Genomic DNA, 25,650 nt, shown 5'->3' on the forward strand with positions numbered 1-25,650 from the left:
TTAAGGAATAACTGTGAGAATTAGCATGATAGCCGCAATGGCAAAGAACCGTATTATTGGTATTGATAATCAAATCCCATGGCACTTACCTGCTGATTTCGCTTGGTTTAAGCAGTGCACTATGGGCAAGCCAATTGTGATGGGGCGTAAAACCTATGAATCGATTGGTCGTCCTTTACCGGGGCGTTTAAACATTGTATTAAGCCGCGATACTAATTTGCAAATCGATGGTGTGACTTGCGTAACTTCAATTGAAGAAGCAAAGCAAGTTGCAGGTGATATTGAAGAGCTTATGGTTATTGGTGGTGGGTCAATTTACCAAGCGTGTCTTGCTGATGCGGATAAGTTGTATCTGACGTTTATCGATGCTGATATTGATGGCGATACGCAGTTCCCAGATTGGGGTGAAGGCTGGAATCGGACTCACTCTGAAACGTATTCGAAAGATGAAAAAAATCAGTACGATATGGAATTTGTGGTTCTTGAAAGGTAAGAGCAGGACGAACTTCGTTCTAAAGGGCGCTACGCTTAAGGAGGCTACGCCCTGAGGAATAAAAATAAAGAGAAAAACAGAATTCAGATCGCAGTGCTTGTAGGTTTCAGGTGAGCTGCTTTTGATTTTCCTGAAACCTTACCTCTCAAGCAACTTGTCGCGTCTTAAGCGAAGCGCTCTCAAGGCGAAGCCGTCTATTTTTTGCTTTTATAGCTTCTAGTCAGCGAAGCGTATCGTTTCTAGCTCAACGCTTTCTGCGTAAAATATTTCCCATCATCAACACGATATATCGTCATATATTCCCCCCATACACAGCCTGTATCGAGCGCTATTACGTTATTTTCATCATGTCCCATCAATGCTGCCCAGTGACCAAAAATCACTTTATGCGAAAGGGGAAGACGATTTTCTAGCTCAAACCAAGGAAAGAGTTCATCATTATTAATCTCTTGAGGTGGCAGCTTACATTCCATATCTAAGCGACCATCAGAATAACAAAAACGCATGCGTGTAAAAGCGTTGATAATATAACGGTAACGCTCAATGTCGGTAAGATCTTCTCGCCATACATCAGGCTGGTTATCATACATATTCTCTAATAACCAAATCCATTGGTCCGATTGTAAAACCGCTTCAACTTCATGCGCGCACTCAATGGCAGTATTAATATCCCATTGAGGGGAGATCCCTGCGTGACTCATTACGATATTATGTTCAGAGTTAACGGCTAATAATGGTTGATGACGTAACCAAGTTAGTAACTCCTTACTATCAGGTGCCGTAAAGATAGGTGCTGTTTTGTCTTTTTCTTTAACGCGAGAAATGCCCTGAGATACCGCCAGTAAATGCAAATCATGATTACCTAAAATAGTCACGGCTGCTGATCCTAATGACTTTACAAAGCGTAAGGTTTCTAATGATTTTGGTCCGCGAGCAACCAAATCTCCTGTTAGCCATAGTTGGTCAGTTTCTTTATTAAAATGGACCTGCTCTAATAAGAGCTGTAGTTCATCTAAACAACCTTGAATATCTCCAACAAAGTAGGTCGCCATATCCCTTTCCTTAAATTAGTATAAAGCTTGTGCCAATAAGTATTAGATAGAAAAAAGGTGACAATAAAGTCACCTTTTAATATGTATAATTTATGAATACGAAAACAGTTACTTAGACGTTTCTGTTTCAGCCTGATAATTGTCATTTAACCAGTTTGCCATATTAACAAACTGCTCTAATGTAAGGTTTTCAGGGCGCATAGTAGGGTTAATGCCTAATTCTTCTAGCTGCTCTTTAGTCAGTAATGCTTTATAACAGTTACGAACAGTCTTACGACGTTGGTTAAAGCCTTCACGACACACGCGATCAAGCCACTTTAAGTTCTTCGCAGGGTACGGTAATACTTCATAAGGTACTAAGCGAACAACAGCTGAATCTACCTTCGGTGGCGGAACAAACGCTGTTGGTGGCACTTCTAATACAGGCATTACTTTACAGAAGTATTGCGCCATAACGGTTAAGCGACCATATGCTTTTGTACCAGGGCCTGCGGCCAAACGGTTCACCACTTCTTTTTGTAGCATAAAGTGCATGTCTAATACGTCTTTATGGAATTCAAATAGGTGGAACATTAGTGGTGTTGAGATGTTGTATGGCAAGTTACCGAAAATACGCAGCTTATTATTTTCTTTAATTAACTGAGTAAAGTCGAAACGCATAGCATCGCCTTCATGAATCGTCAGTTTACTGCCTAATTCTGGGTGATTACGTAAACGTTCTGCTAAGTCACGGTCAAGTTCGATAACAGTAAATTTATCAACTTCACGGCCAACTGGCTCAGTGATAGCACCAAGACCTGGACCAATTTCTACAAGGTTTTGGCCTGGCAGAGGGTTGATTGCAGATACGATTCCATCGATCACATAAGGGTCATTTAAGAAGTTTTGACCAAAGCGTTTTCTTGCTTTATGGCCTAAATGGACATCATTTCTAGTACTCATTTTTTCTCTACCAGTTCAATTGCATGGGTTAGTGCGGTAATAAAGCTTCCTGCATCTGCTTTTCCAGTACCCGCCAATTCCAATGCAGTACCATGGTCTACTGAGGTTCGGATAAACGGTAAACCTAGTGTAATGTTTACTGATTTTCCAAAGCCTTTAAATTTTAACACAGGAAGCCCTTGATCGTGATACATCGCTAGTACCGCATCCGCTTCTTGTAAGTATTTATCTTGAAATAGTGTGTCAGCAGGTAATGGACCAATAAGATTCATTCCTTCTTCTGCACGTAATTCATTTAATGCTGGCGTAATGATATCAATTTCTTCACGACCAAGACAGCCATCTTCACCTGCATGAGGATTTAATCCGCATACAAAAATTGATGGTTTCGCAATTCCAAACTTAGTGATTAAGTCTTGATGTAGAATTCGAGTCACTTGTTTTAAGCGATCAGCAGTAATGGCTTTTGATACATAAGCGAGTGGTATGTGAGTCGTTACTAACGCCACACGCAAGCCTTCAGTAGCAAGCATCATCACAACTTGTTGAGTGTTTGATTGCTCTGCAAAAAATTCGGTATGGCCACTGAATGCAACTCCGGCACGATTAATGACGCCTTTATGTACAGGGCCAGTAACGACAGCATCGAATTCGCCATCCATATTGCCTTGCGCTGCTCGGCGTAATGTTTCAAGAACATAATGTCCATTGGCTTCATTAAGCTCTCCAGCAATGACCTCTTCACCTAAAGCGATATCATCGACAATTAAAGTGCCAGCTTTGTGAGCTTTGGCTGGAGACTGCACATTATACTCTTCAATTGAGATATCAATATTTAGTAATTTAGCTCTCTGCTCTAGCGCATTCTTATTGCCGCAGACAACTAATTGATGCGGCCAATTTTGTTGTGCAATAGCAAGAACAAGATCTGGTCCAATACCTGATGGTTCTCCAGGAGTAATGGCAATTCGTTTAATCTTATTCATTATCTTCTTCACCATCATCATCTTTTAGTATTTCAACATAAGCACTAGCACGGATTTCTTGCAACCAAGCGCCAGCTTCTTCGTTAAATTTACGATTCATTAAAATACGGTATGCTTTGTTTTTCATTGCGGCATCAGTTCTATCAACTTGACGACGCTCTAATACTTCAACAATGTGCCAGCCATGAACAGTTTTAAAGGGTTCACTGATTTGACCAACAGGCAGGATCTCTACTTGGTGTTTAAATTCTGGAACATATAAATCAGGTGTTTGAAAACCTAGTTCGCCATCTCTTGCTGCTGAACCTGGATCTTGGCTATAGCGCTTTGCCATTTCAGCAAAGGTATCATTGCCTGCTTTAATATCAGCAATAATAGTGTTTAACTGACGTTTAGCGCCTTCATCACTCATGATGACCGAGGTTTTGATTAGAATATGACGAGCATTTACTTCAGTAACCGCAATAGTCTCAAGCCCTTTAACGTCATCAATTTTCAGAATATGGAAACCCACACCAGAGCGGAATGGACCGATAATGCTGTTTTTTCCTTGTCCCGTAATTTGGTCTGCAAAAATGGTTGGCATTTCTTCTTTACGCATCCAGCCCCAGTCACCACCTTGAAGTGCTTTAGGGCCTTTAGAGTAAGTGTATGCCATGGTCGCAAAATCAGCGCCTTGTTTTAGGCGTTCGGTAAGCTCATCAGCTTGCTGCTCTAACGCTTCTTTATCTGCTTGAGTTGCGCCATCTTCTGCTCGTAATTGGATGTGGCTGATTTTATATTGCACTGTTGCCTGAGTCTCTTCAGCAAGTAGTAGAGCAAGGCTTTCTACTTCTTGAGGAAGGATGTTAATACGACGACGTACTTGAGCGTTTCGAGCTTCACTTGCTGCGATCTCTTTACGAATTTGTTCACGGAAGCTAGCGTATGAAAGCCCTTGAGCTGCGGTTTTTTGTTGCAGTTGCACCAATGTCATGTTGTTTTCTTTGGCTATGTTCTTCAGTGCTTCCTCAAGTCGAGTATCGTCGATACGAATACCCATTTTTTCAGCTTGTTGGCTTTGAATCGTATCAACAATAAGCTTTTCAAGAATTTGTTCGCGTAGAACACTCTCTTCCGGCAAAGGTTGTCCTTTTTCTTGTGCGTTTATTTTTACTGTTTTAAGAGAGGTATCAATGTCGCTTTGTAATACAACGCCTTCATCAACAATCGCTACAACACGATCTAATTCAACCGGTGCTGCTTGTACATTCATGGTTAGCATAAGTAATAATGTGCTAACTAATGGGAGTTTCCAGTTTTTCATAGTGTCATCCAAGAGTAAGGAGAGTGAAGCGTCCGATTAACATAGGACGCTTCAGGTATATCCGTATAAATTAATTGTTTAAATAAAATGGGCGACCGTAGCCCAGTGCGTTAGTTGCTGAGCCAGAGGTGATACCAGTGTTACTTCCAAGACCTCGAATGGCGATTGAGAGCATTAAATTACTTTCGTATTCAGGCTTATAGGTAGATAGTGTACTGCCTGAATCCCAAGAAATTAATTGATCACTGTAAGTTAATCCAAATGACCAACAATCACTTAAATAGGTTACGCCAGCAAGCGCTTCTAACATGAACTCTTCTTTGGTGTCATAGAAGTATTGAGCTCTTAATCTCCAATTATTACCAATGTTATATTGGGTTAGTATACCTGCTTGATAAATACCATAACGAGTGGTTGTATTATCTGAATTGGAATATGGCACATTTTCATCGATGTAGTTTTTACTTACATAACGATAGTTTGCTTGAACGTATCCGGCGCTATGACGATATTCTAATGTGCTATTGGCTATTTGAAGTTCGCTTAAATTTGAATCGTATTGAATACCACCGTGATAGAACAAATAATCATCGTAATTAAAGTCACTTTCCATAGCCCAAGCTGATGAGTTCTTGTCATCATCTGTATCACTTTGAGTACCAGAACCATCCATGTAAAGGATCTGACCAAAAGAGATGTTCATGCGTTCTTTATAAGTATCATCATAAAATCGAGAGGTTGCACCAATACTGAATTGGTTTGCTGATGAGATGTAATCAACACCACTGTACTGACGATCTCTAAATAATCCATAGTAGTCCAGCTGTAATTTACTGCTGTCATAACCACCGTCACCTGTTCCGCCGTAAATTTCACTTTGGTCAACTTCAGGTACATACAAATATTGAATTTTTGGCTCTAACGTTTGTAAGTACTCACCTAGGAATCTATGTGTGCTATCCAAGTAGATGGCGCCATTGATACGAACTTCGGGGATTGTTCTACTGACCTCGTGAGCTAAATCTAAAGGTCCATCTGCTCCTTCTGGCTGCTTGTCAAACTCTTGTGAGTAATAGGTATATAGCAAGCTAGTTTCAGGTGTTAATGACCACCAAGTACCACTCAAAGGTAAGCTTAACTTAGGCTCTAAGTGAACTCGTGTTGCTGATGGTTTTGTTTCGTCATCAGTAGCAAATTTACTAACGTGGCTATGAAAATTAAAATCAAATGCACTATAGAATTGAGGGGCATAATAATTAAATTCTACCTGTGGCATTAGTCGATATGGTGTTTGGTTCTCAACTAAAACCTGGAAGTCTCGCACACGCATGGTCATATCCCAATCTTGACTTCGATAGGATACTTCACCTGATTGACTTAATTGACCTTCATCACGAGTACCTATGCTCGAATTTAAGTCTTGGAAATAATCAATATCACTGACTTGAGAGTAGTCGATTTCAAACTTCCAATGCTTTCTGAAGATACCTGAATGAACCCAGCTAGCTCCCCAACGCGCTCCTTTTTCTTGGAACTTTTCATCAGACCCTAAGAACTCAAGATCAACCGTACCAACCCCAAGTTCTGTAAGGTAGCGGAACTCACTTTCAAGTTGAGTACCACGCTTTTCCATATAATTAATGGTTGTGGTTGCATCATAATTTGGTGCGATATTCCAATAAATAGGAACTGACAACTCAAAACCATTTTTACTGTCTAAGCTAGCGCTTGGAATTAACACCCCTGTTTTACGTTGGTCGCCAACAGGAACGGTAATATAAGGTAAGTAAAAAATCGGAACATCAAGCACTTCAAAGCGAGCATTGTAGAACGTTGCCCACTCATCAGATTGGTCTAATTCGATATCACTGGCTTTAAAGCGCCAGCTATTGTCATCCGCAGGACAGGTTGTGAAAGAGGCGTCTTCTAATTGGTAGATTTCTTGCCCTGTTTTTAATACACGGCTTGCTGTACCACGAATAGGCTGACAAGACATATTGTAGGCCGTATTCACCATAGTGGTATCTTCGGTAGTTAAATCCGTAGTTACTTTATCTGAGGTTGAGCGCATATCCATGCTTGAGTAATCAACATTACCTTCAGCTATTGCAATGTTTTCCTGCTGATGAAGGGTGATGCTATCCGCTTTAATCTCTTGTCGGCCTTTAATAATATGAACGTTGCCTTTATAAACGGCTTTAGAATTATTACTGGCTTCAACACTGTCTGCTTGAATTAATACAGGTTGTTGTTCCTCTTCCTCTTTCGACATTTTATCAGGCACTTTGCAAGAGTTAACTGCGTCAGTTTTTAGAGGGAAGATGGCACTATTTTCTGGAGATACAGGGTTACCATCATCAGCGATGACGGGAGCTCCGTAAAGAAGGCATCCAGCGAATGAGACAAGTAGGCTGCGAGAAGTAAAAGGCATCGAGATAGACGTTCCTGTTCGTTATATTAATCCGCTGATATACTCAATGATATTAGACAGAGTCACTTCTTTATAATAAAGCAAAAGCTATGCCCAAACCACCTTAAGATGCGGCTATCATCTCATTCAATTCAGTTATTTTTCTGCAATTGCTTCTGTTGATGATACCCTGAATCCTGTATCTTGATGTTGCTTGGCTGCAAAGTAAGAGGCTGCGTTTGCCCGTTATGTGGTTAAGTAGAATTATGTGACCGAGTAAAAATAGAATAATTCAATAATTGGAATATAAAATGCAAATATTTGGCAAAATATTAGGTGGTTTTTTTGGTTTCTTATTTGGTGGCTTTTTTGGCGCTGCATTAGGGATCTTTATTGGGCATCAATTTGATAAAGCAAAACGCATGGCAAGCAGTGGATTTACTTTCCAAACTGGTGGCGCATCTCAAACAGAGAGACAGGCTGAATTTTTTCATGCCGCTTTTGCCGTTATGGGGCATATAGCGAAAGCAAAAGGACAGGTAACAGCACAAGAAATCCAATTAGCATCAATGATGATGGATCGTATGAATCTAAGCGGCGAGCAGAAAAAAGAAGCTCAAGAAGCGTTTAGAGAAGGTAAAGAAAATGATTTTCCATTACGTGAAACTTTACAGAAAATCCGCTCAATTACGGGTGGTCGCTATGATTTATTGCAATTCTTTTTAGAGTTACAAATAGCATCAGCCATTGCGGATGGTGATATTCACCCAAGTGAACGTGATATTTTACACATTGTTGCTGAAGAACTTGGCTTTAGTGCTGCACAGCTTGAAAAACGTTTAAAAATGCAAGAAGCGGCTTTTCGTTTTCAGCGCAGTGGTGGTTTCTCTGGTCAAGGCGGCTCACAACAAAATCATGGTCAATGGCAGCAAGCCAGTTCAGCTGATCAACTAAAAGATGCTTATAATTTGTTAGGTATTAATGAAGATGCTGATGCTAAAACAATTAAGCGTGCCCATCGTAAATTAATGAATGAGCATCACCCAGATAAGTTGGTAGCAAAAGGTCTGCCACCAGAAATGATGGAAATGGCAAAAGAAAAAGCGCAAGAGATCCAAGGCGCTTATGACTTAATTAAAAAGGCTAAAGGGATTAAGTAATCCCTCTGCATTTTTTATTGTTTATTCAATGACCAGTCGTAGTCATAGCGAATATCGCCTTTGAATGATTTTAATTCTGGGCGATATTTTTTTAGGTGCTTAAAAAGCTGTGTTTGATTACCAAAATCAACAGCGAACCAATCATAAATAGAGGATAGTTGGACTTTATCTTCTTGAATCAATACACCCTTGTTACTGTTAATGAATTCGGTTGCCGCTTTATCTAATAATTTATCGCTGTTTCTAGCGGTGAAGGCTTTTGATTGTAAGTTAGGGCAACCTAAGCTTGCGCAGTTCACCGCATAATGGGTTCTAGGATCATTCCATATTGGTCTTAAAATTCGATGTTCGATATCATTAAGAGTAAGAGCTTTTCCTGCCACTATAATAACTTCTTCATCCCAAGGTCCGAAGCTAAATAGCCCTCCTAATTTAGTAATCGATTTGATAGGGTAATTATCTAAAATAATTTTTACAGTGATTGCATTGTAAAGGTTGACCCAATAAGCGTATTGCTCTGCTTTTTTATATTCTCTCGGATCAATACGACTCATTTGACGTAAATAGCTGTTAAGAGTTCGCTCATCAGCATCGGTGACGTTAGCATAGTAAAAAAGCGTGAATTCCCCCTTAGTCATGAGGTATTTATCTAAGGTTTGTTGCCAATATTGGTGAGAGATGGTGGTGGCGTTTTTTTCATTACTTACATTCCAATAATCCCAGAGTTCAGATTTTGGTGCAGCGAACGTACTGAATGAGAAAAGCAAAAGTAACGAGGAAATAAGGATTTTCATAAAAGATACCTGACTTTTGTTTTGGTTTAGTGATATGTGATTATAGATGACACTATTCTATAGACAAAAAAGAGGTTGATACGTTCATATCAACCTCTAACATTTCCTGAATACGAAGCCTGAATCTTATTTTAAGAAACTCGGGATCTTCGCTTCATACTCTGAAATTTTATCGGCGTGTTGCAGTGTCAGTCCGATATTATCTAAACCATTTAATAAACAATGACGACGAAACTCATCAATTTCAAAAGAATACTGTTTATTGTTAGCGGTCACTAACATCGCTTCTAAATCCACAGTAACTTCAGCGCCTTCATTCGCTTCAACGAACTGAAATATTTCATCAACTTCAGATTCGGTCAGGCGAACTGGAACCATTTGGTTATTGATTGAGTTGCCATAAAAAATATCAGCAAAGCTTGGTGCGATCATCACTTGGATGCCGTAATCCGCTAATGCCCAAGGTGCGTGTTCACGAGATGAACCACAACCAAAGTTTTCACGAGCAAGCAGAACGGTAGCACCTTGATAGCGTGGTGCGTTCATGACAAATTCTGGATTTGGTTGTTCACCACCATCATCCAAAAAGCGCCAATCGTGAAATAGGTGTTTACCAAAACCAATGCGATTTACTTTTTGTAGAAACTGCTTTGGTATAATGGCATCGGTATCAATATTCGCCGTATCTAAAGGAACGACTAGACCTGTATGTTGCTTAAAACCTGACATAGTAAATTCCTTTTATGCTTGTTCTGTAATGGTGCGAATATCAACAAAGTGACCCGCAATTGCAGCAGCAGCAGCCATTGCAGGACTCACTAGGTGAGTTCGACCATCACGGCCTTGGCGACCTTCAAAGTTACGGTTTGATGTTGACGCACAGCGTTCTTGCGGACCTAGACGGTCGTTGTTCATTGCAAGGCACATAGAGCAACCCGGTAGGCGCCATTCAAAACCAGCTTCTTTAAAGATCACATCCAGACCTTCTTTTTCCGCTTGTGCTTTTACTTGCTCAGAGCCAGGAACAATCAAGGCTTGAACATGAGAAGCGACTTTATTACCTTTTGCTACCGCAGCCGCAGCACGCATGTCTTCGATACGTGAGTTAGTACAAGAGCCAACAAAAACTTTATCAACATTGTAATCAGACAGGGACTTTCCAGCTTCAAGTCCCATGTAAGCTAAGGCTTTTTCAGCAGACGCTTTTTCTACAGGGTCAGAAAAACTCTCTGGAGCAGGGATAGGTTGGTCAACGGCGATTACTTGACCTGGGTTTGTGCCCCAAGTGACTTGTGGTTTAATATCAGAGGCTTCAAGAGTAACTACGGCATCAAACTCTGCATTATCGTCCGTTTTTAGTGACGACCAGTATTGAATCGCTGCCGTTAAATCTTCCCCTTGAGGTGAGAATTTACGGTCAGTAATGTAACCAAACGTCGTTTGGTCTGGTGCGATTAGGCCCGCTTTAGCACCTAATTCGATCGCCATGTTACATACCGTCATACGACCTTCCATCGTAAGGTCGGTAATCGCTTCACCACAGAATTCAACCACATAACCAGTACCACCAGCAGCCGTTGTTTTACCTATGATCGCAAGAACGATGTCTTTAGCGGTAATGCCTTCGGCCACTTTGCCTTTCACTTCGATCTTCATGGTTTTCGCACGTGCTTGTTTTAGCGTTTGTGTTGCTAGTACGTGCTCAACTTCTGAAGTACCGATACCGAATGCTAGTGAGCCAAATGCCCCGTGAGTTGCGGTGTGTGAGTCACCACAAACAATCGTCATACCCGGTAAAGTAATACCAAGCTCTGGCCCCATTACGTGCACAATACCTTGGTATTTATGGTTTAGATCGTAAAGGGTAACACCAAACTCTTCACAGTTTTTTGATAGCGTCTCCATTTGGATTCGAGCCATTTCACCAGAGGCATTAATGTCTTTGGTTTGTGTTGAAACGTTGTGATCCATCGTTGCGAAGGTTTTTCCTACTTGGCGAACTTTACGTCCCTTCTCACGTAGACCATCGAACGCTTGTGGTGAGGTAACTTCATGAACCAAATGGCGGTCGATGTATAAAATTGGATTTTCGCCTTCAGCTGCGACGGCAACATGGGCATCGTAAATTTTTTCGTATAATGTTTTTGCGTTAGACATTGCTTCTTCCTTGAATTACGAATTCAAAATGTACTCAGCGATTTTATCGCCCATTGCTGATGTAGTTAGTGCTGGTTTATCACCGGCTAAGTCAGCCGTTAGCTCTCCTGCTGATAGCGCTTTAGATACGGCAGCTTCAATACTTTGTGCTGCGTCTTCTTCACCTAGGCTGTAACGTAACATCAGTGCAGCAGATAAGATCTGAGCCACTGGGTTTGCGATGTTTTTACCTGCAATATCAGGCGCTGAACCACCTGCGGGTTCATACAGACCAAAGTTGCTCTCATTCAGACTTGCAGAAGGAAGCATACCCATAGAGCCTGTGATCATCGCGCACTCATCAGAGATAATGTCACCAAAGATATTTGAACATAGCATCACATCAAACTGAGATGGATCTTTGATTAGCTGCATGGTCGCGTTATCAATGTACATGTGGCTTAGTTTTACATCTGGGTAATCTTGAGCCACTTCTTCTACCACTTCACGCCATAGGATAGAGCTTTGTAGAACGTTGGCTTTATCAATTGAGTAGACGTTTTTATTACGTAGACGAGCCGATTCAAAAGCAATCTTTGCAATACGTTCGATTTCGTAGCGGTGGTAAATTTCAGTATCATACGCTTTTTCTTGAGGGCCTTCGCCTTCACGCCCTTTTGGTTGGCCAAAGTAGATACCACCAGTCAGTTCACGAACCACGACGATATCAAAACCGTTACCTGAAATATCAGCACGCAGTGGAGAGAAGTTTTCTAATCCTTTATGGATTTGCGCAGGACGAAGATTACAGAACAGTTGGAAATGTTTACGAAGAGGAAGTAGGGCGCCACGCTCTGGTTGGTCATTTGGTGGAAGATGTTCCCACTTAGGACCGCCAACTGAGCCAAATAATACGGCATCTGAATCTTCACAACCTTTGACTGTACTCTCTGGTAGCGGACAGCCATGGTTATCAATCGCGATACCACCTACATCGTGCTGCTCGCGTGAAAATGAAATGGCGTGTTTTTTCTCGATTGCATCCAGAACTTTATGTGCTTGCTCCATCACTTCAGGACCAATGCCATCACCTGGTAGAACCGCAATTTTGTATGTTTTGTTTGTCATGTTAATCCTTTAATCTTTTCTATTTAATTTGCTTAATCAGAGAAGGCCTATACTTCTCTGATTTAAAATTTGTTTCGGCTTTTTTAAACCGTTGCTACTTTCTTTTGCTTAATTTCAGCAATTTGATCTGCACGATGAATGCTATTAATTACGTGAAGTAATGCCTGACCAGAGGCTTCGATAATATCGGTCGCTAAACCTGTACCGTGATATTTTCGGCCTTTGTAATTGGCAATAATATCAGCCTGACCTAAACCATCTTCACCTTCGCCTTTTGCAGTTAAATCAAACTTATCTAGAACAATCTCATAGCCTGTTAGTTTGTAGATACATTGATAAAGTGCATCAACAGGGCCATTACCGACAGCAGCTTCACATTTTTCTTCATCACCACAAAGTAGTTTGATACTAGTTGTCGCCATTACGCTGCCAGATTGAACGCTTAGGTAGTTCAACTTATAGAAGTCATCTTCATCACGTAAGTTAGCAAAATGCATTAGCGCTTCTAAATCGTAATCAAACACTTGGCCTTTACGATCCGCTAGCTTCACAAAATCTGCATATAGCGTGTCTAGATTATATTCTTCGTCTTTATAACCCATCGCATCCATGTGGCTCTTAACCGCTGCACGACCTGAACGACTGGTTAGGTTTAACGCTTTGTTTTTAAGACCGATAGACTCAGGTGTCATGATCTCATAGGTATTTTTATTCTTAAGCATGCCATCTTGGTGAATGCCAGAAGAGTGGCTAAAGGCGTTTGCGCCTACGATAGCCTTATTGCTTTGAATTGGCATGTTACAAAGCTGACTTACCAACTTACTGGTGCGGTGGATTTCATCATTTTTAAGACCCGTATGAACGCCTAGATATTCTGAACGAGTCTGTAGAATCATCGCAATTTCTTCTAAAGAACAGTTGCCTGCACGCTCACCAATACCATTAATTGTACCTTCAACTTGTCGAGCGCCTGCTTGAACCGCTGCAATAGAGTTGGCAACTGACATCCCTAAATCATCATGACAATGAACAGAGATGATAGCTTTATCAATGTTTGGAACTCGGTTAAATAATTGCTGAACAATGCCACCAAATTCACCTGGAATGGTGTAACCAACCGTGTCTGGAATATTGATAGTATTCGCACCGGCATTGATTGCAGCTTCAACCATACGACAAAGGTTATCAATTGGAGTGCGGCCAGCATCTTCACAAGAAAACTCTACATCATCGGTGTATTTACGTGCGTGTTTAACCGCTTTTACACCCATTTCAACCACATCATCGTAGCTACGGCGTAATTTATCTTGAACGTGAACGGTCGAAGTAGAAATAAAGGTATGAATTCGGAACGCTTCTGCGACTTTTAACGCTTCAGCTGCTGCATCAATATCTTTAGGGACAGCACGAGCTAGACCACAAATTCGGCTATTTTTAATGTGTTTTGCAATGGTTTGTACTGATTCAAAATCACCAGGGGAAGAGACAGGGAAGCCAGCTTCAATTACATCAACACCTAGGCGTTCAAGTGCGTACGCAATCTGCAATTTTTCTTTTACGGTTAAACTTGCTGATAGTGCTTGTTCGCCATCACGTAGGGTGGTGTCGAAGATAATGACTTGATCGCTCATGGGCTTTCTTCCTTGTGTTTGTCATTTGCCTTGATGACGGATATCCATAAAAAAACCCGCCATGGTTAGCGGGTTTTAAAATTTGGTTTATGGTTTCTTTTGGTCCATAACCTACCCGCGTGAGATGTTCACGATAATGAGGAGGTTTAAAGCAAAAGAAGATACTGTTTTCATTTGAAATACAATCCATAAAAAATAATTAACAAATTAATATCGTACTTAGCTAATATCGTCAACCTTTAAATGATATTTTTACCTTATATGGATGTTTTTTTGATTAAATGTTAAAAAAGAGAAGAAAAACGATTGCTATGATGCGTTTTTATACAAAGGTGAGCGTATTTTTAATTCTTAATAGTACAATTAATAACTATCTAGCTTTTATCTGGCGTGACGTTAAGTAAACAGAAGAGATGCACATAATGAAAATAAATAAAAAATTCCTCTTTTTTCCAGTTGTTGCGGTTGGTGTGATTATTCTTATTACCATCACGAAATTGCGTCCAGATGCTGAAACTAAACCACTTGAAGACCGTTCAAAAGTTGTCAATATCCAAATGTTAGAACCTAAATCCATTGCCCCTCAAGCCATAGGTTACGGGAAAATTAGACCTAAGTTTGAATGGAAAGCCATTGCTGAAGTATCCGGTAAAGTGGTGTATCGCCACCCTGAATTACACAAAGGAAATATCTTATTAGCCGGTACTGAAGTATTACGAATAGACCCACTCGATTATGAGTTGAAACTCGCTCAAGCAGAAGCAGACTTAGGATCGAGCCAAACTCAATTAGCAAAAGTGGATTTAGAAGAAAAAAACATTCGAAACACATTAAAAATAGAAAAGAATCGACTTTCGATCAGTAAGAAAGAGCTAAGCCGTAAGGTTAATCTTCAGAAAAAAGGCCTGACATCTCAATCGGATTTAGACCAGCAGAATCAGTCTTATTTGGCACAACAAAAAGTGGTTCAAGATATTCAAAATCAGATCTTATTATTGCCTGATGAAAGAAAAGTGGCCGCGGCAATGGTTAAGGTAAACCAAGCCAAATTAGAAGAAGCGCAACGCTCTTTAGAAAAAACTTCGATTATATTGCCAGCGGATGTGCGTATTTCTGAAGTGGATATTGAAGCAGAGCAAGTGGTTAATCTACAGCAAACCATGTTTATTGCGCATGGAATTCAAACCATGGAGATGGAAGCGCAAATCTCTATTCATGACATGCAAACATTAGCTCAAAGTGTGAAAGCCTTTGAGGTAAGTGAACAGGGCATGCCAAATATTGATTCATTACCATTAACGGCGAATGTGGAATTAAGCAGTGGTCGCTTTGATGCTAAATGGGAAGCGAAAGTCGCTCGTATTAGTGAAACTGTCGATCCAAATCAAGCGACGATTGGCGTCATTTTAGAAATAGATCAAAACTACCGTGCTTTTCAACCCAACTCATTACCACCATTAGTGAATGGGATGTTTGTGAAAGCGAGGATCGAAGGTGAGGCGTCAGCACAATGGGTGATCCCTGAAAGTGCGTTGCATGGCGATAAGATCTATTTATTAGGGCAAGATAACAAATTAACTATCCTTCCGATTGAGATTGTTTATCGACGCAATAACCAAGTTGTCGTGACTGGAGATATTAAGAGTAATGATCGTTTGATCTTAAATGATCTGCTTCCTGCGATTAATGGCATGCAATTGCGTTTGGCTAAATCAAATAATGATGAGGAGCCTGCTCAATGATCAAGTTCTTTGCTCGTCATCCAACCGCAGCTAACTTATTAATGCTTACTTTATTGCTGCTTGGTTTGGTTTCTTTATCTCAATTAAAACGAGAGACATTTCCTGAATTTAGTCCTCCTTATATTTTAGCTGGCGTTGTGTACCCAGGGGCTTCTCCGCAAGAGGTGGAAGAGAGCATTTGTATTCGTATGGAAGATGCGGTTGATGGTTTAGGTAATATTGAAGAAACCAAATGTGAAGCGATAGAAGGCTCAGCTCGACTGATTATTAAGTTGAATGAAAAAGCCGATATCGGGCGAATGTTGGTGGATGTACAAACTCAAATTGACTCAATTAATGACTTTCCAAAAGAGATTGAATCCCCAGTTGTTCAAGAACTTGATTGGAATGAACCTGTGGTGGATGTGGCGATTACTGCTGATACGACATGGCCAGAATTAAAAGCATACGCAGAGAAATTAAAGCAAAGTCTAAAGCTTGATTATGATGTTTCACTCGTTGAAGTGAGTGGTTTTTCGGATCATCAATATCGAGTGGAACTGGATGAGAGTGCCATTCGTCAATTGGGATTGAATGTCAGTGATATTGCCAATCAATTAGCTCAACAGAACATTAAATTGCCTAGCGGTAATATCGAAACGCCAGAAAAGAACTTTTTAATTCGTTTTGATGAGAGAAAAACCACACCTGAGGAATTAGCAAAAACGGTAATAGGGGCATCAGAGAATGGCGCATTACTTCGCTTAGGAGACATTGCCACTATCACGGATCGTTTTGAACTTGATGAACAGAAAGTACTGTTTGATGGTAAGCCATCAGCGGTACTTAAGATCAGTAAAAATAAAGCTGACGATGCTCTGCGAATCAAAGATCGTGTTTCTGCATTTGTTGAATATCAGCAATCAGTCGCACCCGATGGTGTGACGTTAGAGATGACGAATGATCTCTCATCACTGCTTTGGGATCGTTTGACCATGATGGTAAAAAACGGATGGCAGGGGATCATTCTGGTTTTCTTAACTATGTGGCTGTTTTTTACTTTCCGCTATTCTTTCTGGGTTGCTGCTGGTTTGCCCGTGGCTTTTTTAGGTGGGCTGTTCTTAATGGCAAGCTTAGGGCTCTCTATTAATATCATGTCTCTTGTTGCCTTATTAATGGCCATCGGGATCATGATGGATGATGCGATTGTGATTGCAGAATCCATCGCTTCTCATCTAGATAGAGGACAAGAGATTGATGATGCGGTCTATAACGGGGTTAAAAAAGTCTTTCCCGGTGTTTTATCTTCTTTTTTAACGACGGTCTGTATTTTTGGTAGCTTGATGTTTTTGCAAGGAGAGATGGGGGCGGTACTCAAGGTTATTCCACAGGTTCTGATCTTAGTGCTCTCCTTGAGTCTTATTGAAGCATTTTTAATTTTACCTAATCATTTAAGCCATTCATTACACAGAGCAAAAAACGATAAACCGATTACTGGGTTTAAAAAGAAAGTATTGGACCGTTTTGAGCAATTTAGAAATACCACCTTGGTGAATGCGGTAACGAAAGTTGTGGAGTGGCGCTATGCGTTTTTAGGTGCGGTTATCGCAAGTTTATTGGTTTCTTTTTCTTTGATATCTGATGGCGCGTTAAAGTTTGTTGGTTTTCCTGAGTTAGATGGAGATATCGCCGAAGCTCGTATTATTTTGCCCCCTGGATCTTCATTATCTCAAACTGAATTAGTCGTAGATAAGATTGTTAATGCAGCGAATAAATTGAATAAACAATGGAGTGAAGAAAAGGAAGGTGGCACACCATTAGTTGAGCATATTACCGAGCAGTTTAATACTAATGCCGACGCTAATGAATCTGGCCCGCATTTAGCAACAATTCGTTTAGATTTATTAGGGGCTGAAAAACGAAACACACTCATTGATGATTTTATTGATGCATGGCGTAAAGAAGTCGGAGATTTAGCGGAGCCAATAATTATGGTTTTTAAGCAGCCAACCATGGGACCGGGTGGAAGGGCGATTGAAATTCGTATGATGGATGATGATTTACACACACTGAAGTCAGCATCATTAGAAGTTCAAGCCTATTTGAATGATTTTGCAGGCGTTTATGGCGTGCTTGATGACATGAGAATGGGGAAAGAAGAAGTATTAATAAAACTTCGCCCAGGTGCTGAAGCTTTTGGTGTGACGGGTCAACTGATTGCTAATCAATTACGTGCTGCTTACTTTGGACAAACGGCAGATGAAATTCAATTAGGTGTTGAAAACATTGAAATTGAAGTGCGTTTAAATAAACAACAAGCAGGTGATTTACATACTTTAGAGAACTTCCCAATCATTTTGCCTACGGGAGACCAAATACCTTTAGCCTCTATCGCAACATTAGATTTTCAAAGAAATTATGTGCGAATACAAAGAATTAATGGGTTAAGAACCTTAAGTGTCTTTGGTGATGTTCACGCATCTCAGGTGAGCTCAACAGAAATACTGAATCAATTTAAAAAAGATCTCGCACCAGAATTGAAAAAGAAATACCCAGGACTGCGTTTTGATTTTGAAGGGGAGGCGAAAGATTCGGCCGAAACAGGACAATCCATTGGCACTGGATTTATGCTCGGGCTGTTTGGGGTATTTGTTATTCTCAGCTTCCAATTTAGAAGCTACTTAGAACCGTTTGTGGTGATGCTAGCGATACCATTAGCGCTGATTGGCGTGTTATGGGGACACGTTTTATTAGGTCATCCATTGAGTATGCCAAGTATTATGGGGTTTGTTTCTTTAGCGGGCATTGTGGTTAATGATTCGATTTTATTGGTGCAGTACATACGCCACCATGTTGATGATGGTGACTCCGTTTATGAGTCAGTAATTAAAGCAAGTCGTGAGCGTTTTAGGGCGGTATTTTTAACCTCAATTACGACGGCTGCAGGGTTATTACCCTTGTTATTAGAAACCAGTTTGCAGGCGCAAGTTATTCAACCATTAGTCGTATCGATTGTCTTTGGTATCTTTACTTCAACCTTATTGGTGTTGTTTATGATCCCAGCGGCTTACGCCATTTTAGCTGACTTCGGTTTAGTGAAGAAACATGAAGAGCTTCATTAAACTGGAAGAGTCTAAAATGAAAACAATAAGTTAATTGAAAAAACAGAGTCGGTTTGACTTAGCCCAGGGGGAACACGATCAAGATACTCTTGTGATTGTGCAATTTTTAGGGCGATTTCTTCAGTAATGTTATTCGTAACGCTGACTTCAGAATCGACACGAGTATTACTATGACCTGCGGTAATAGTGACTTCACCCGCTAAGGTTAAGTTATCGAGCGCTTTCCAAGACATATTAACGTTGGTACGAACAATAGGTTCTTGGACGGTTTCAGGCAAAATTAAATCATCATCATCAATTTCATCTAAGTTGGGGTTTTGGTAACGAAAACCGGGACCCACTTCTAATTCTAATAATAATTTCTCTGTATTACTGATCTGATAACCCAAACCACCAGAAAAAGTATAGTCGTTAAAGTAGGCGCTGTATTTTGTGTTTAGCCCTTTAAAGTTGGCATATAAGTAGTAATCAGGACTGATCTTATAGTCACTTTGCAAATTAATGCTTAGTTGATCTTTATCGGCTTCACCGTCTTTTTCTGATAAGTAATATTTTATTTCACCAGTATGACGGTGCTGTCCAGATGTGTAGCTGCCCTCAAATCGACTATTGAGTGATTGAGAGTCGCTGTTACCAGTATTTGATTGGTAACCAAACTCTACTTGGCTTTCCCACGGTGATGGGGGCGACGTATCCGTGTCTTCAGTATCGAGCTCACTAGCATGCACTGATGCACTTATAGTAATAAGCCCAGTTAGAAACACTTTTTTTAACACGCATCAATCTCAAAAAGAATAAAAGAGGTCAGATAGTATAGGTGTTTTCTTGATTCAAATAGTTAAATTTGAGTCAAAATCTTTATTTTGCGAATGGTAAGGTTGCTAGAGAAGGATTGTTATTTCATCCATGTTTCTTTTGGTTATAATGTAGAGCTAAATTTAGGATGGTGAAAAGTAGTAATGGCTGATAATCGAAATCAAAACCGCAAACCAGACGCACAAGTAGACGCGTTAAAAGTACCGCCGCATTCATTGGAGGCAGAGCAATCTGTCCTTGGTGGTTTGTTACTTGATAATGAGCGTTGGGATACCGTTGCAGAAAAAGTGGTGGCAGGAGATTTTTATAGCCGACCGCATCGACTTATCTTTGAGTCAGTTAAATCCATCCTAGAAAATAGTATGCCTTTGGATTTAATTACCTTATCTGAGCACCTTGAACGTCATGAGAAATTAGATTCTGTTGGCGGTTTTGCGTATCTGGCGGATTTAGCTAAAAATACCCCAAGTGCTGCAAACATTAATGCTTATGCAGATATCGTGCGTGAGCGTGCAATGGTACGTAACCTTATTGGTGTTGCAAATGAAATTGCAGATGCAGGTTATGATCCACAAGGCCGAACATCAGAAGATTTACTCGACATGGCAGAGAGTAAAGTCTTTGCCATCGCAGAAGAGCGTACTACTGAAAATGAAGGCCCTCAAAATGTCGATTCAATTTTAGAGAGAACCTTAGAGCGTATCGAGATCTTATATCAAAGCCCGCAGGATGGTGTGACAGGGGTATCGACGGGGTTTACTGATCTCAATAAGAAAACCGCTGGCTTACAAGGTTCTGATTTAATCATTGTTGCTGCTCGTCCATCGATGGGTAAAACCACCTTTGCGATGAACTTGTGTGAAAACGCCGCAATGGACCAAGACAAACCCGTCCTTATTTTCTCACTAGAGATGCCAGCAGAACAGCTGATGATGCGTATGTTAGCGTCACTTTCTCGTGTTGACCAAACCAAAATCCGTACCGGTCAATTAGACGATGAAGATTGGGCGCGCATTTCGTCTACCATGGGCATTTTGACTCAAAAGAAAAACATGTACATCGATGATAGCTCAGGCTTAACACCAACCGAGCTTCGTTCTCGTGCGCGTCGTGTTGCACGTGAAGCGGGTGGGTTAAGTATGATTATGGTCGATTATCTTCAGTTAATGCGAGTTCCAGGTTTACAAGATAACCGTACGTTAGAAATCTCTGAAATTTCACGTTCATTAAAAGCATTAGCCAAAGAATTGAACGTTCCTGTTGTCGCTCTATCTCAGTTGAACCGTTCCCTAGAGCAACGTGCCGATAAGCGCCCAATTAACTCGGATCTTCGTGAATCGGGAGCGATCGAGCAAGATGCCGATTTAATCATGTTTATTTACCGTGATGAGGTTTATAACCCTGAGAGTAATCGTAAAGGCATCGCAGAAATTATTTTGGGTAAACAACGTAATGGTCCAATCGGCTCGGTAAGTCTTACATTCCAAGGGCAATTCTCACGTTTTGATAACTACGCAGGCCCTGCGTTTGATGATGAATAAGGCAATAATATGAGCTACATGAAAGCGGCGGCTGCCCAAGTTGATATGTCAGCGTTAGCGCATAATTTGCAAAAAATTAAACAACAAGCGCCGAACAGTAAGCTTCTTGCTGTTGTTAAAGCAAATGGTTATGGCCATGGGCTACTGAATATAGCAAAAGGGGCGCAAGGTGCTGATGCGTTTGGCGTAGCTCGTATAGAAGAAGCATTGCAACTTCGTGCTGGTGGTATCGTTAAGCAAGTATTGTTACTTGAAGGTTTTTATTCTGCTTGTGATTTACCTATTTTGGTCACAAATAACATTCAGACAGCTGTACATTGTAAAGAGCAATTAGAAGCACTAGAAGGCGCTGAACTTGAAGGCCCAGTTGTTGTTTGGTTAAAAGTGGATTCAGGAATGCATCGTTTAGGCATTCGCCCTGAAGAGTATCAAGAATACGTAGATCGTTTGCACGCATGTAAAAATGTCGCGAAGCCACTGCGTTACATGAGTCATTTTGGTTGTGCTGATGAGTTAGATAATCCGACAACCAATAAGCAAATAGATACTTTTATGTCATTAACTGATGGTTGCCAAGGTGAGCGATCTCTGGCGGCATCCGCAGGGTTATTAGCATGGCCTGATAGCCAATTAGATTGGGTTAGACCTGGTATTATTATGTATGGCGTTTCACCATTTGCGAATCAGTCAGCACAAAAGCTAGGTTATTTGCCTACCATGACCCTTACCTCTCATTTAATCGCAGTTCGTGATGTAAAAGCAGGTGAAAGTGTTGGCTATGGAGCAATGTGGACCAGCGAACGTGATACCAAAATTGGGGTTATTGCGATTGGCTATGGTGATGGTTACCCTATTGCAGCACCTAACGGTACACCTGTTTTAGTTAATGGGCGAAAAGTCTCGATTGCTGGCCGAGTATCTATGGATATGCTTACTGTTGATCTTGGCCCTGATGCTCAAGATAAAGTGGGTGATGAAGCTATTTTGTGGGGACGAGATCTCCCTGCAGAAGAAGTTGCAGAGCACATAGGAACCATTGCTTATGAGTTAGTGACTAAACTAACATCACGAGTACAGATGCAATATATTTAATGAGATTACTTTGAATTCATTTCCATTCAAAAGCGCTACTGGTTTAGCGCTTTTTCTTATTATGCCTTTTTCTTTTTTGAGTGATGCGTTTGCTAAAGAAGATATTTGGCCAACATCATTACCAGAAACTTCAGCGGTTCCTTTCCTATTTTCGTCTGAAAGCTTAGGGACTACCATAGGCGCCGCCGCGGTAATGAAAGGAGTCGGCCAACCTCAAGCGACATTATTTGCAGCGGGGCTTTATTCAAGTAAAGGCTCTTATATGACGTACTTGTCTGCAAATAATTTTCAAGTCGGTCATTCATGGTTAGTCGGGGCTAATGCGTATAATGCTAATTTCAAAGAGATGGATTATCACCTAGGCTCTGCCGGTAGTAATAACTCCAATGTGAATGACGAAGTGTTTACCGACAGCATCGAAGCACAATACCATTTAACGGCTAATTACATTTTACCTATTGGTAATGCAAAAACGATTGGAGCGAGAGCGGCCTATCTTCCTGAAAGAAAAATAAAAGGATTTAACCCATTAGAAAGTGGTGTATCGAGTATTGAGTTTAGCCCTTTTTATTACTCTCGAAAATTAGCGGATGTTGCAAATTGGAATGAGCCAGACTCTAATTGGGGAATGAAAGTTAATTTTGACTGGGACAATCGAAATAGCGTAAGAAATACCACCCATGGTTCTCGTACTGAATTGGATTTTACTTATTCACCACAAACCGGTGAACAAGAAGAGTGGTGGACATGGGAGTTCCAACAAAGTGCCTTTTTTGATCTAGGTAATCTCGGTGAGATTATTAATAAGCAAGTATTGGCATTGGATGTTTATCTTGCTGATACGCCAAGTTGGCAAGATGGTAGTCATCATCAACCTCCAGAATATGCAGGCATAAAGCTTGGTGGGTTATATCGATTAAGGAGCTACAGTAGTGGGCGCTTCCATGGTCGTTCAGCTATTCATTACTCAGCAGAATATCGAGTGATGCCTGATTGGCAACCGCTAGAAGATTGGCCTATCTTTAATCTTTATGATGTACCTTGGTGGCAATGGGTTATTTTTGTTGATGCAGGTCGAGTAGCAGATGAATTCTCACTTTCAACACTGCATGAAGACATGAAGTGGAGTGCAGGCGGAGCAATACGCTTTCAAGTTGAAGGTATTGTTGTTCGAACTGAGATGTCAAAAGGCAGTGAAGAAGGTTTATTTAGAGTGATGATCAACCAACCATTTTAATATTTTAGTAAGAAAAATGATCTCAACACTAGTGTTCAGTAGTTTTGATAGAGATAATGTTTACTACTAGAAGTTTTAATGTGACCTAACTCAAAAAGGGTGAGCGTAGTTTTGGTCATAATACCTAAATATAAAGCTCACTAAATAATACCGAGCATCAAATTTTAGATTCGTATAAACGGGGCGTTCATTAATTTTTTTTGAACCATTAAGTATATTACACGGGATATTTTTACCATGTTAAAAAACATCAACCCAACAGAAACTCAAGCTTGGGCAGACTTAACTGCACACTTTGAAACAGCACAAGATTTTAGCCTATCTGAATTATTCGCTGCAGATGCACAACGTTTTGATAAATTTTCAACGACGTTTGGCCAAGACATTCTAGTGGATTTCTCTAAAAACTTAGTTACCGAAGAAACAATGGAAAAATTGTTCGCATTAGCAGAGCAAACAGAGTTGTCTTCAGCAATGAAAGCGATGTTTAACGGTGAGAAGATCAACAAAACAGAAGACCGTTCAGTTTTACATATTGCACTTCGTAACCGTAGCAACACGCCAATTATGGTTGATGGTGAAGATGTAATGCCTGCAGTAAATGCAGTATTAGAAAAAATGAAAGGCTTCACAGAGCGTCTAATTTCTGGTGAGTGGAAAGGTTACACTGGTAAAGAAATTACGGATATCGTAAACATCGGTATCGGCGGTTCAGATCTTGGCCCTTACATGGTTTCTGAAGCGTTAGCACCATACAAGACTCGTTTAAACATGCACTTTGTTTCAAACGTTGATGGCACACATATCGTTGAAACATTGAAGCCATTAAACCCTGAAACTACGTTATTCTTAATCGCATCTAAAACATTCACAACACAAGAAACAATGACAAATGCACACAGTGCTCGTGATTGGTTCCTTGCTGAAGCTGGTGATCAAGCACATGTTGCTAAGCACTTTGCTGCACTATCAACAAATGCACAGTCTGTTTCTGAGTTTGGTATTGATACTGACAACATGTTTGAATTCTGGGATTGGGTTGGTGGTCGTTATTCACTATGGTCAGCAATCGGTCTTTCAATTGCACTAGCGGTTGGTTTTGATAACTTTGTTGAGCTTCTTGAAGGTGCTCATGAAGTGGATAACCATTTCGCTAATACGGATCTGAAAAATAACGTACCAGTTATCTTGGCACTGATCGGCCTATGGTATAACAACTTCCACGGTGCTGAGTCAGAATCAATTCTTCCATACGATCAATATCTACATCGTTTTGCTGCGTACTTCCAACAAGGCAACATGGAATCAAATGGTAAATGTGTAGACCGTAACGGTAACCCTGTTGATTATCAAACGGGTCCAATCATTTGGGGTGAACCAGGTACAAATGGTCAACACGCGTTCTACCAATTGATTCACCAAGGTACAAAATTAATCCCTTGTGATTTTATTGCGCCTGCAATCAGCCACAACCAAGTGGGTGATCATCATCAGAAGCTGATGTCTAACTTCTTTGCTCAAACAGAAGCATTGGCTTTTGGTAAAACAGAAGAGACTGTTCGTGCAGAATTTGCAGCAGCAGGTAAAACTGAAGCAGAAATGGCAGAGTTAGTGGCATTTAAGGTGTTTGAAGGCAATCGCCCAACAAACTCAATTCTTGTTAAGCAAGTAACGCCTAAAACTCTAGGTAACTTGATTGCAATGTACGAGCACAAAATCTTCGTACAAGGTGTGATTTGGAATATCTTCAGCTTTGACCAATGGGGCGTAGAACTTGGTAAGCAACTGGCTAACCAAATTCTTCCTGAGTTAGCAGATGATAAAGCCGTAACGTCTCACGACAGTTCAACTAACGGATTAATTAACGCATTTAAAGCATACAAAGCTTAGTTGTTAAGTTATAAAATTTATTAATTAAAAGAGCTGACTTTGGTCGGCTCTTTTTGTATTTATTATTTATCTATATTACAGACAATAAAAAAGGCTGATACCTAAATATCAACCTCTATCATTTCCTGAATCCTGAATCCTGAATCCTGAATCCTTTAGTTCTTGCTTTTGCTCTTATAGAAGCGCAGCGTTC

The 25,650-nt window shown here is 40.5% G+C and carries 19 protein-coding genes; 8 read left to right on the forward strand and 11 right to left on the reverse strand.

The window, feature by feature from the left end:
* The first annotated feature begins 13 nt into the window (after nt 1-13).
* On the forward strand, nt 14-493 hold the full coding sequence (gene folA, locus PVK70_RS14300; RefSeq protein ID WP_165367214.1) for a type 3 dihydrofolate reductase: 480 nt from the start codon (nt 14-16) through the stop codon (nt 491-493).
* Nucleotides 494-732: 239 nt separating this feature from the next.
* On the opposite strand, the gene PVK70_RS14305 is transcribed toward folA, so the two are convergent.
* The 5 genes from PVK70_RS14305 to lptD all read right to left on the reverse strand — a co-directional run bounded on the left by PVK70_RS14305 (nt 733) and on the right by lptD (nt 7,210).
* Nucleotides 733-1,545, reverse strand: a complete 813-nt coding sequence (locus PVK70_RS14305; RefSeq protein ID WP_130048660.1) for a symmetrical bis(5'-nucleosyl)-tetraphosphatase — start codon at nt 1,543-1,545, stop codon at nt 733-735.
* A 108-nt stretch (nt 1,546-1,653) separates the two neighbouring features.
* Complete coding sequence (rsmA, locus tag PVK70_RS14310) at nt 1,654-2,487, reverse strand: 16S rRNA (adenine(1518)-N(6)/adenine(1519)-N(6))-dimethyltransferase RsmA (protein ID WP_130048661.1); 834 nt, start codon at nt 2,485-2,487, stop codon at nt 1,654-1,656.
* A complete protein-coding gene (gene pdxA / locus PVK70_RS14315) occupies nt 2,484-3,473 on the reverse strand; it encodes a 4-hydroxythreonine-4-phosphate dehydrogenase PdxA (RefSeq protein WP_165367215.1) in 990 nt (329 codons plus the stop codon). The genes rsmA and pdxA overlap by 4 nt, the downstream gene beginning before the upstream one ends.
* Nucleotides 3,466-4,779 carry a peptidylprolyl isomerase SurA gene (gene surA / locus PVK70_RS14320; RefSeq protein WP_130048662.1) on the reverse strand — a complete coding sequence of 438 codons (1,314 nt, stop codon included), beginning with the start codon at nt 4,777-4,779 and terminating at the stop codon, nt 3,466-3,468. The genes pdxA and surA overlap by 8 nt, the downstream gene beginning before the upstream one ends.
* Before the next feature lie 70 nt (nt 4,780-4,849).
* Complete coding sequence (gene lptD, locus PVK70_RS14325; RefSeq protein ID WP_130048663.1) at nt 4,850-7,210, reverse strand: LPS assembly protein LptD; 2,361 nt, start codon at nt 7,208-7,210, stop codon at nt 4,850-4,852.
* Nucleotides 7,211-7,500: 290 nt separating this feature from the next.
* Between lptD and djlA the strand changes: the two genes are divergently transcribed.
* On the forward strand, nt 7,501-8,349 hold the full coding sequence (djlA, locus tag PVK70_RS14330) for a co-chaperone DjlA (protein ID WP_130048664.1): 849 nt from the start codon (nt 7,501-7,503) through the stop codon (nt 8,347-8,349).
* Nucleotides 8,350-8,363: 14 nt separating this feature from the next.
* On the opposite strand, the gene PVK70_RS14335 is transcribed toward djlA, so the two are convergent.
* The 5 genes from PVK70_RS14335 to leuA all read right to left on the reverse strand — a co-directional run bounded on the left by PVK70_RS14335 (nt 8,364) and on the right by leuA (nt 14,038).
* The gene (locus tag PVK70_RS14335) at nt 8,364-9,143 is read right to left on the reverse strand and encodes a DUF547 domain-containing protein (protein ID WP_130048665.1); all 780 of its coding nucleotides are present in this window, start codon (nt 9,141-9,143) and stop codon (nt 8,364-8,366) included.
* A 126-nt stretch (nt 9,144-9,269) separates the two neighbouring features.
* The gene (leuD, locus tag PVK70_RS14340; RefSeq protein WP_130045915.1) at nt 9,270-9,872 is read right to left on the reverse strand and encodes a 3-isopropylmalate dehydratase small subunit; all 603 of its coding nucleotides are present in this window, start codon (nt 9,870-9,872) and stop codon (nt 9,270-9,272) included.
* 12 nt (nt 9,873-9,884) lie between these two features.
* Nucleotides 9,885-11,300, reverse strand: coding sequence for a 3-isopropylmalate dehydratase large subunit (leuC, locus tag PVK70_RS14345; protein ID WP_130048666.1), 1,416 nt, complete (start codon nt 11,298-11,300; stop codon nt 9,885-9,887).
* A 15-nt stretch (nt 11,301-11,315) separates the two neighbouring features.
* A complete protein-coding gene (leuB, locus tag PVK70_RS14350) occupies nt 11,316-12,407 on the reverse strand; it encodes a 3-isopropylmalate dehydrogenase (protein WP_130048667.1) in 1,092 nt (363 codons plus the stop codon).
* An 83-nt stretch (nt 12,408-12,490) separates the two neighbouring features.
* On the reverse strand, nt 12,491-14,038 hold the full coding sequence (leuA, locus tag PVK70_RS14355; RefSeq protein ID WP_130045918.1) for a 2-isopropylmalate synthase: 1,548 nt from the start codon (nt 14,036-14,038) through the stop codon (nt 12,491-12,493).
* A gap of 422 nt (nt 14,039-14,460) precedes the next feature.
* Between leuA and PVK70_RS14360 the strand changes: the two genes are divergently transcribed.
* Both PVK70_RS14360 and PVK70_RS14365 read left to right on the forward strand, forming a co-directional pair.
* A complete protein-coding gene (locus PVK70_RS14360; protein ID WP_130048668.1) occupies nt 14,461-15,780 on the forward strand; it encodes an efflux RND transporter periplasmic adaptor subunit in 1,320 nt (439 codons plus the stop codon).
* Nucleotides 15,777-18,881 (forward strand): efflux RND transporter permease subunit, encoded by a 3,105-nt coding sequence (locus PVK70_RS14365; RefSeq protein ID WP_130048669.1) that lies wholly within the window; start codon nt 15,777-15,779, stop codon nt 18,879-18,881. The genes PVK70_RS14360 and PVK70_RS14365 overlap by 4 nt, the downstream gene beginning before the upstream one ends.
* A gap of 11 nt (nt 18,882-18,892) precedes the next feature.
* On the opposite strand, the gene PVK70_RS14370 is transcribed toward PVK70_RS14365, so the two are convergent.
* On the reverse strand, nt 18,893-19,609 hold the full coding sequence (locus tag PVK70_RS14370) for a DUF481 domain-containing protein (RefSeq protein WP_242504803.1): 717 nt from the start codon (nt 19,607-19,609) through the stop codon (nt 18,893-18,895).
* 231 nt (nt 19,610-19,840) lie between these two features.
* On the opposite strand from PVK70_RS14370, the gene PVK70_RS14375 reads away from it, so the two are divergent.
* The 4 genes from PVK70_RS14375 (at nt 19,841) to pgi (ending at nt 25,457) form a co-directional block, all read left to right on the forward strand.
* The gene (locus PVK70_RS14375; protein ID WP_130045921.1) at nt 19,841-21,238 is read left to right on the forward strand and encodes a replicative DNA helicase; all 1,398 of its coding nucleotides are present in this window, start codon (nt 19,841-19,843) and stop codon (nt 21,236-21,238) included.
* 9 nt (nt 21,239-21,247) lie between these two features.
* Nucleotides 21,248-22,330: an alanine racemase gene (gene alr / locus PVK70_RS14380; protein ID WP_130045922.1), complete on the forward strand. Its 1,083-nt coding sequence runs from the start codon at nt 21,248-21,250 to the stop codon at nt 22,328-22,330.
* Nucleotides 22,331-22,340: 10 nt separating this feature from the next.
* The gene (locus PVK70_RS14385) at nt 22,341-23,567 is read left to right on the forward strand and encodes a BamA/TamA family outer membrane protein (RefSeq protein WP_130048670.1); all 1,227 of its coding nucleotides are present in this window, start codon (nt 22,341-22,343) and stop codon (nt 23,565-23,567) included.
* A 237-nt stretch (nt 23,568-23,804) separates the two neighbouring features.
* Entirely contained in the window at nt 23,805-25,457 is a 1,653-nt protein-coding gene (gene pgi / locus PVK70_RS14390; RefSeq protein WP_130048671.1) for a glucose-6-phosphate isomerase, read from the forward strand.
* Nucleotides 25,458-25,650: the final 193 nt, after the last annotated feature.

The sequence above is a fragment of the Aliivibrio sp. A6 genome, assembly GCF_028765505.1.
GTDB lineage: Bacteria > Pseudomonadota > Gammaproteobacteria > Enterobacterales > Vibrionaceae > Aliivibrio > Aliivibrio finisterrensis_A.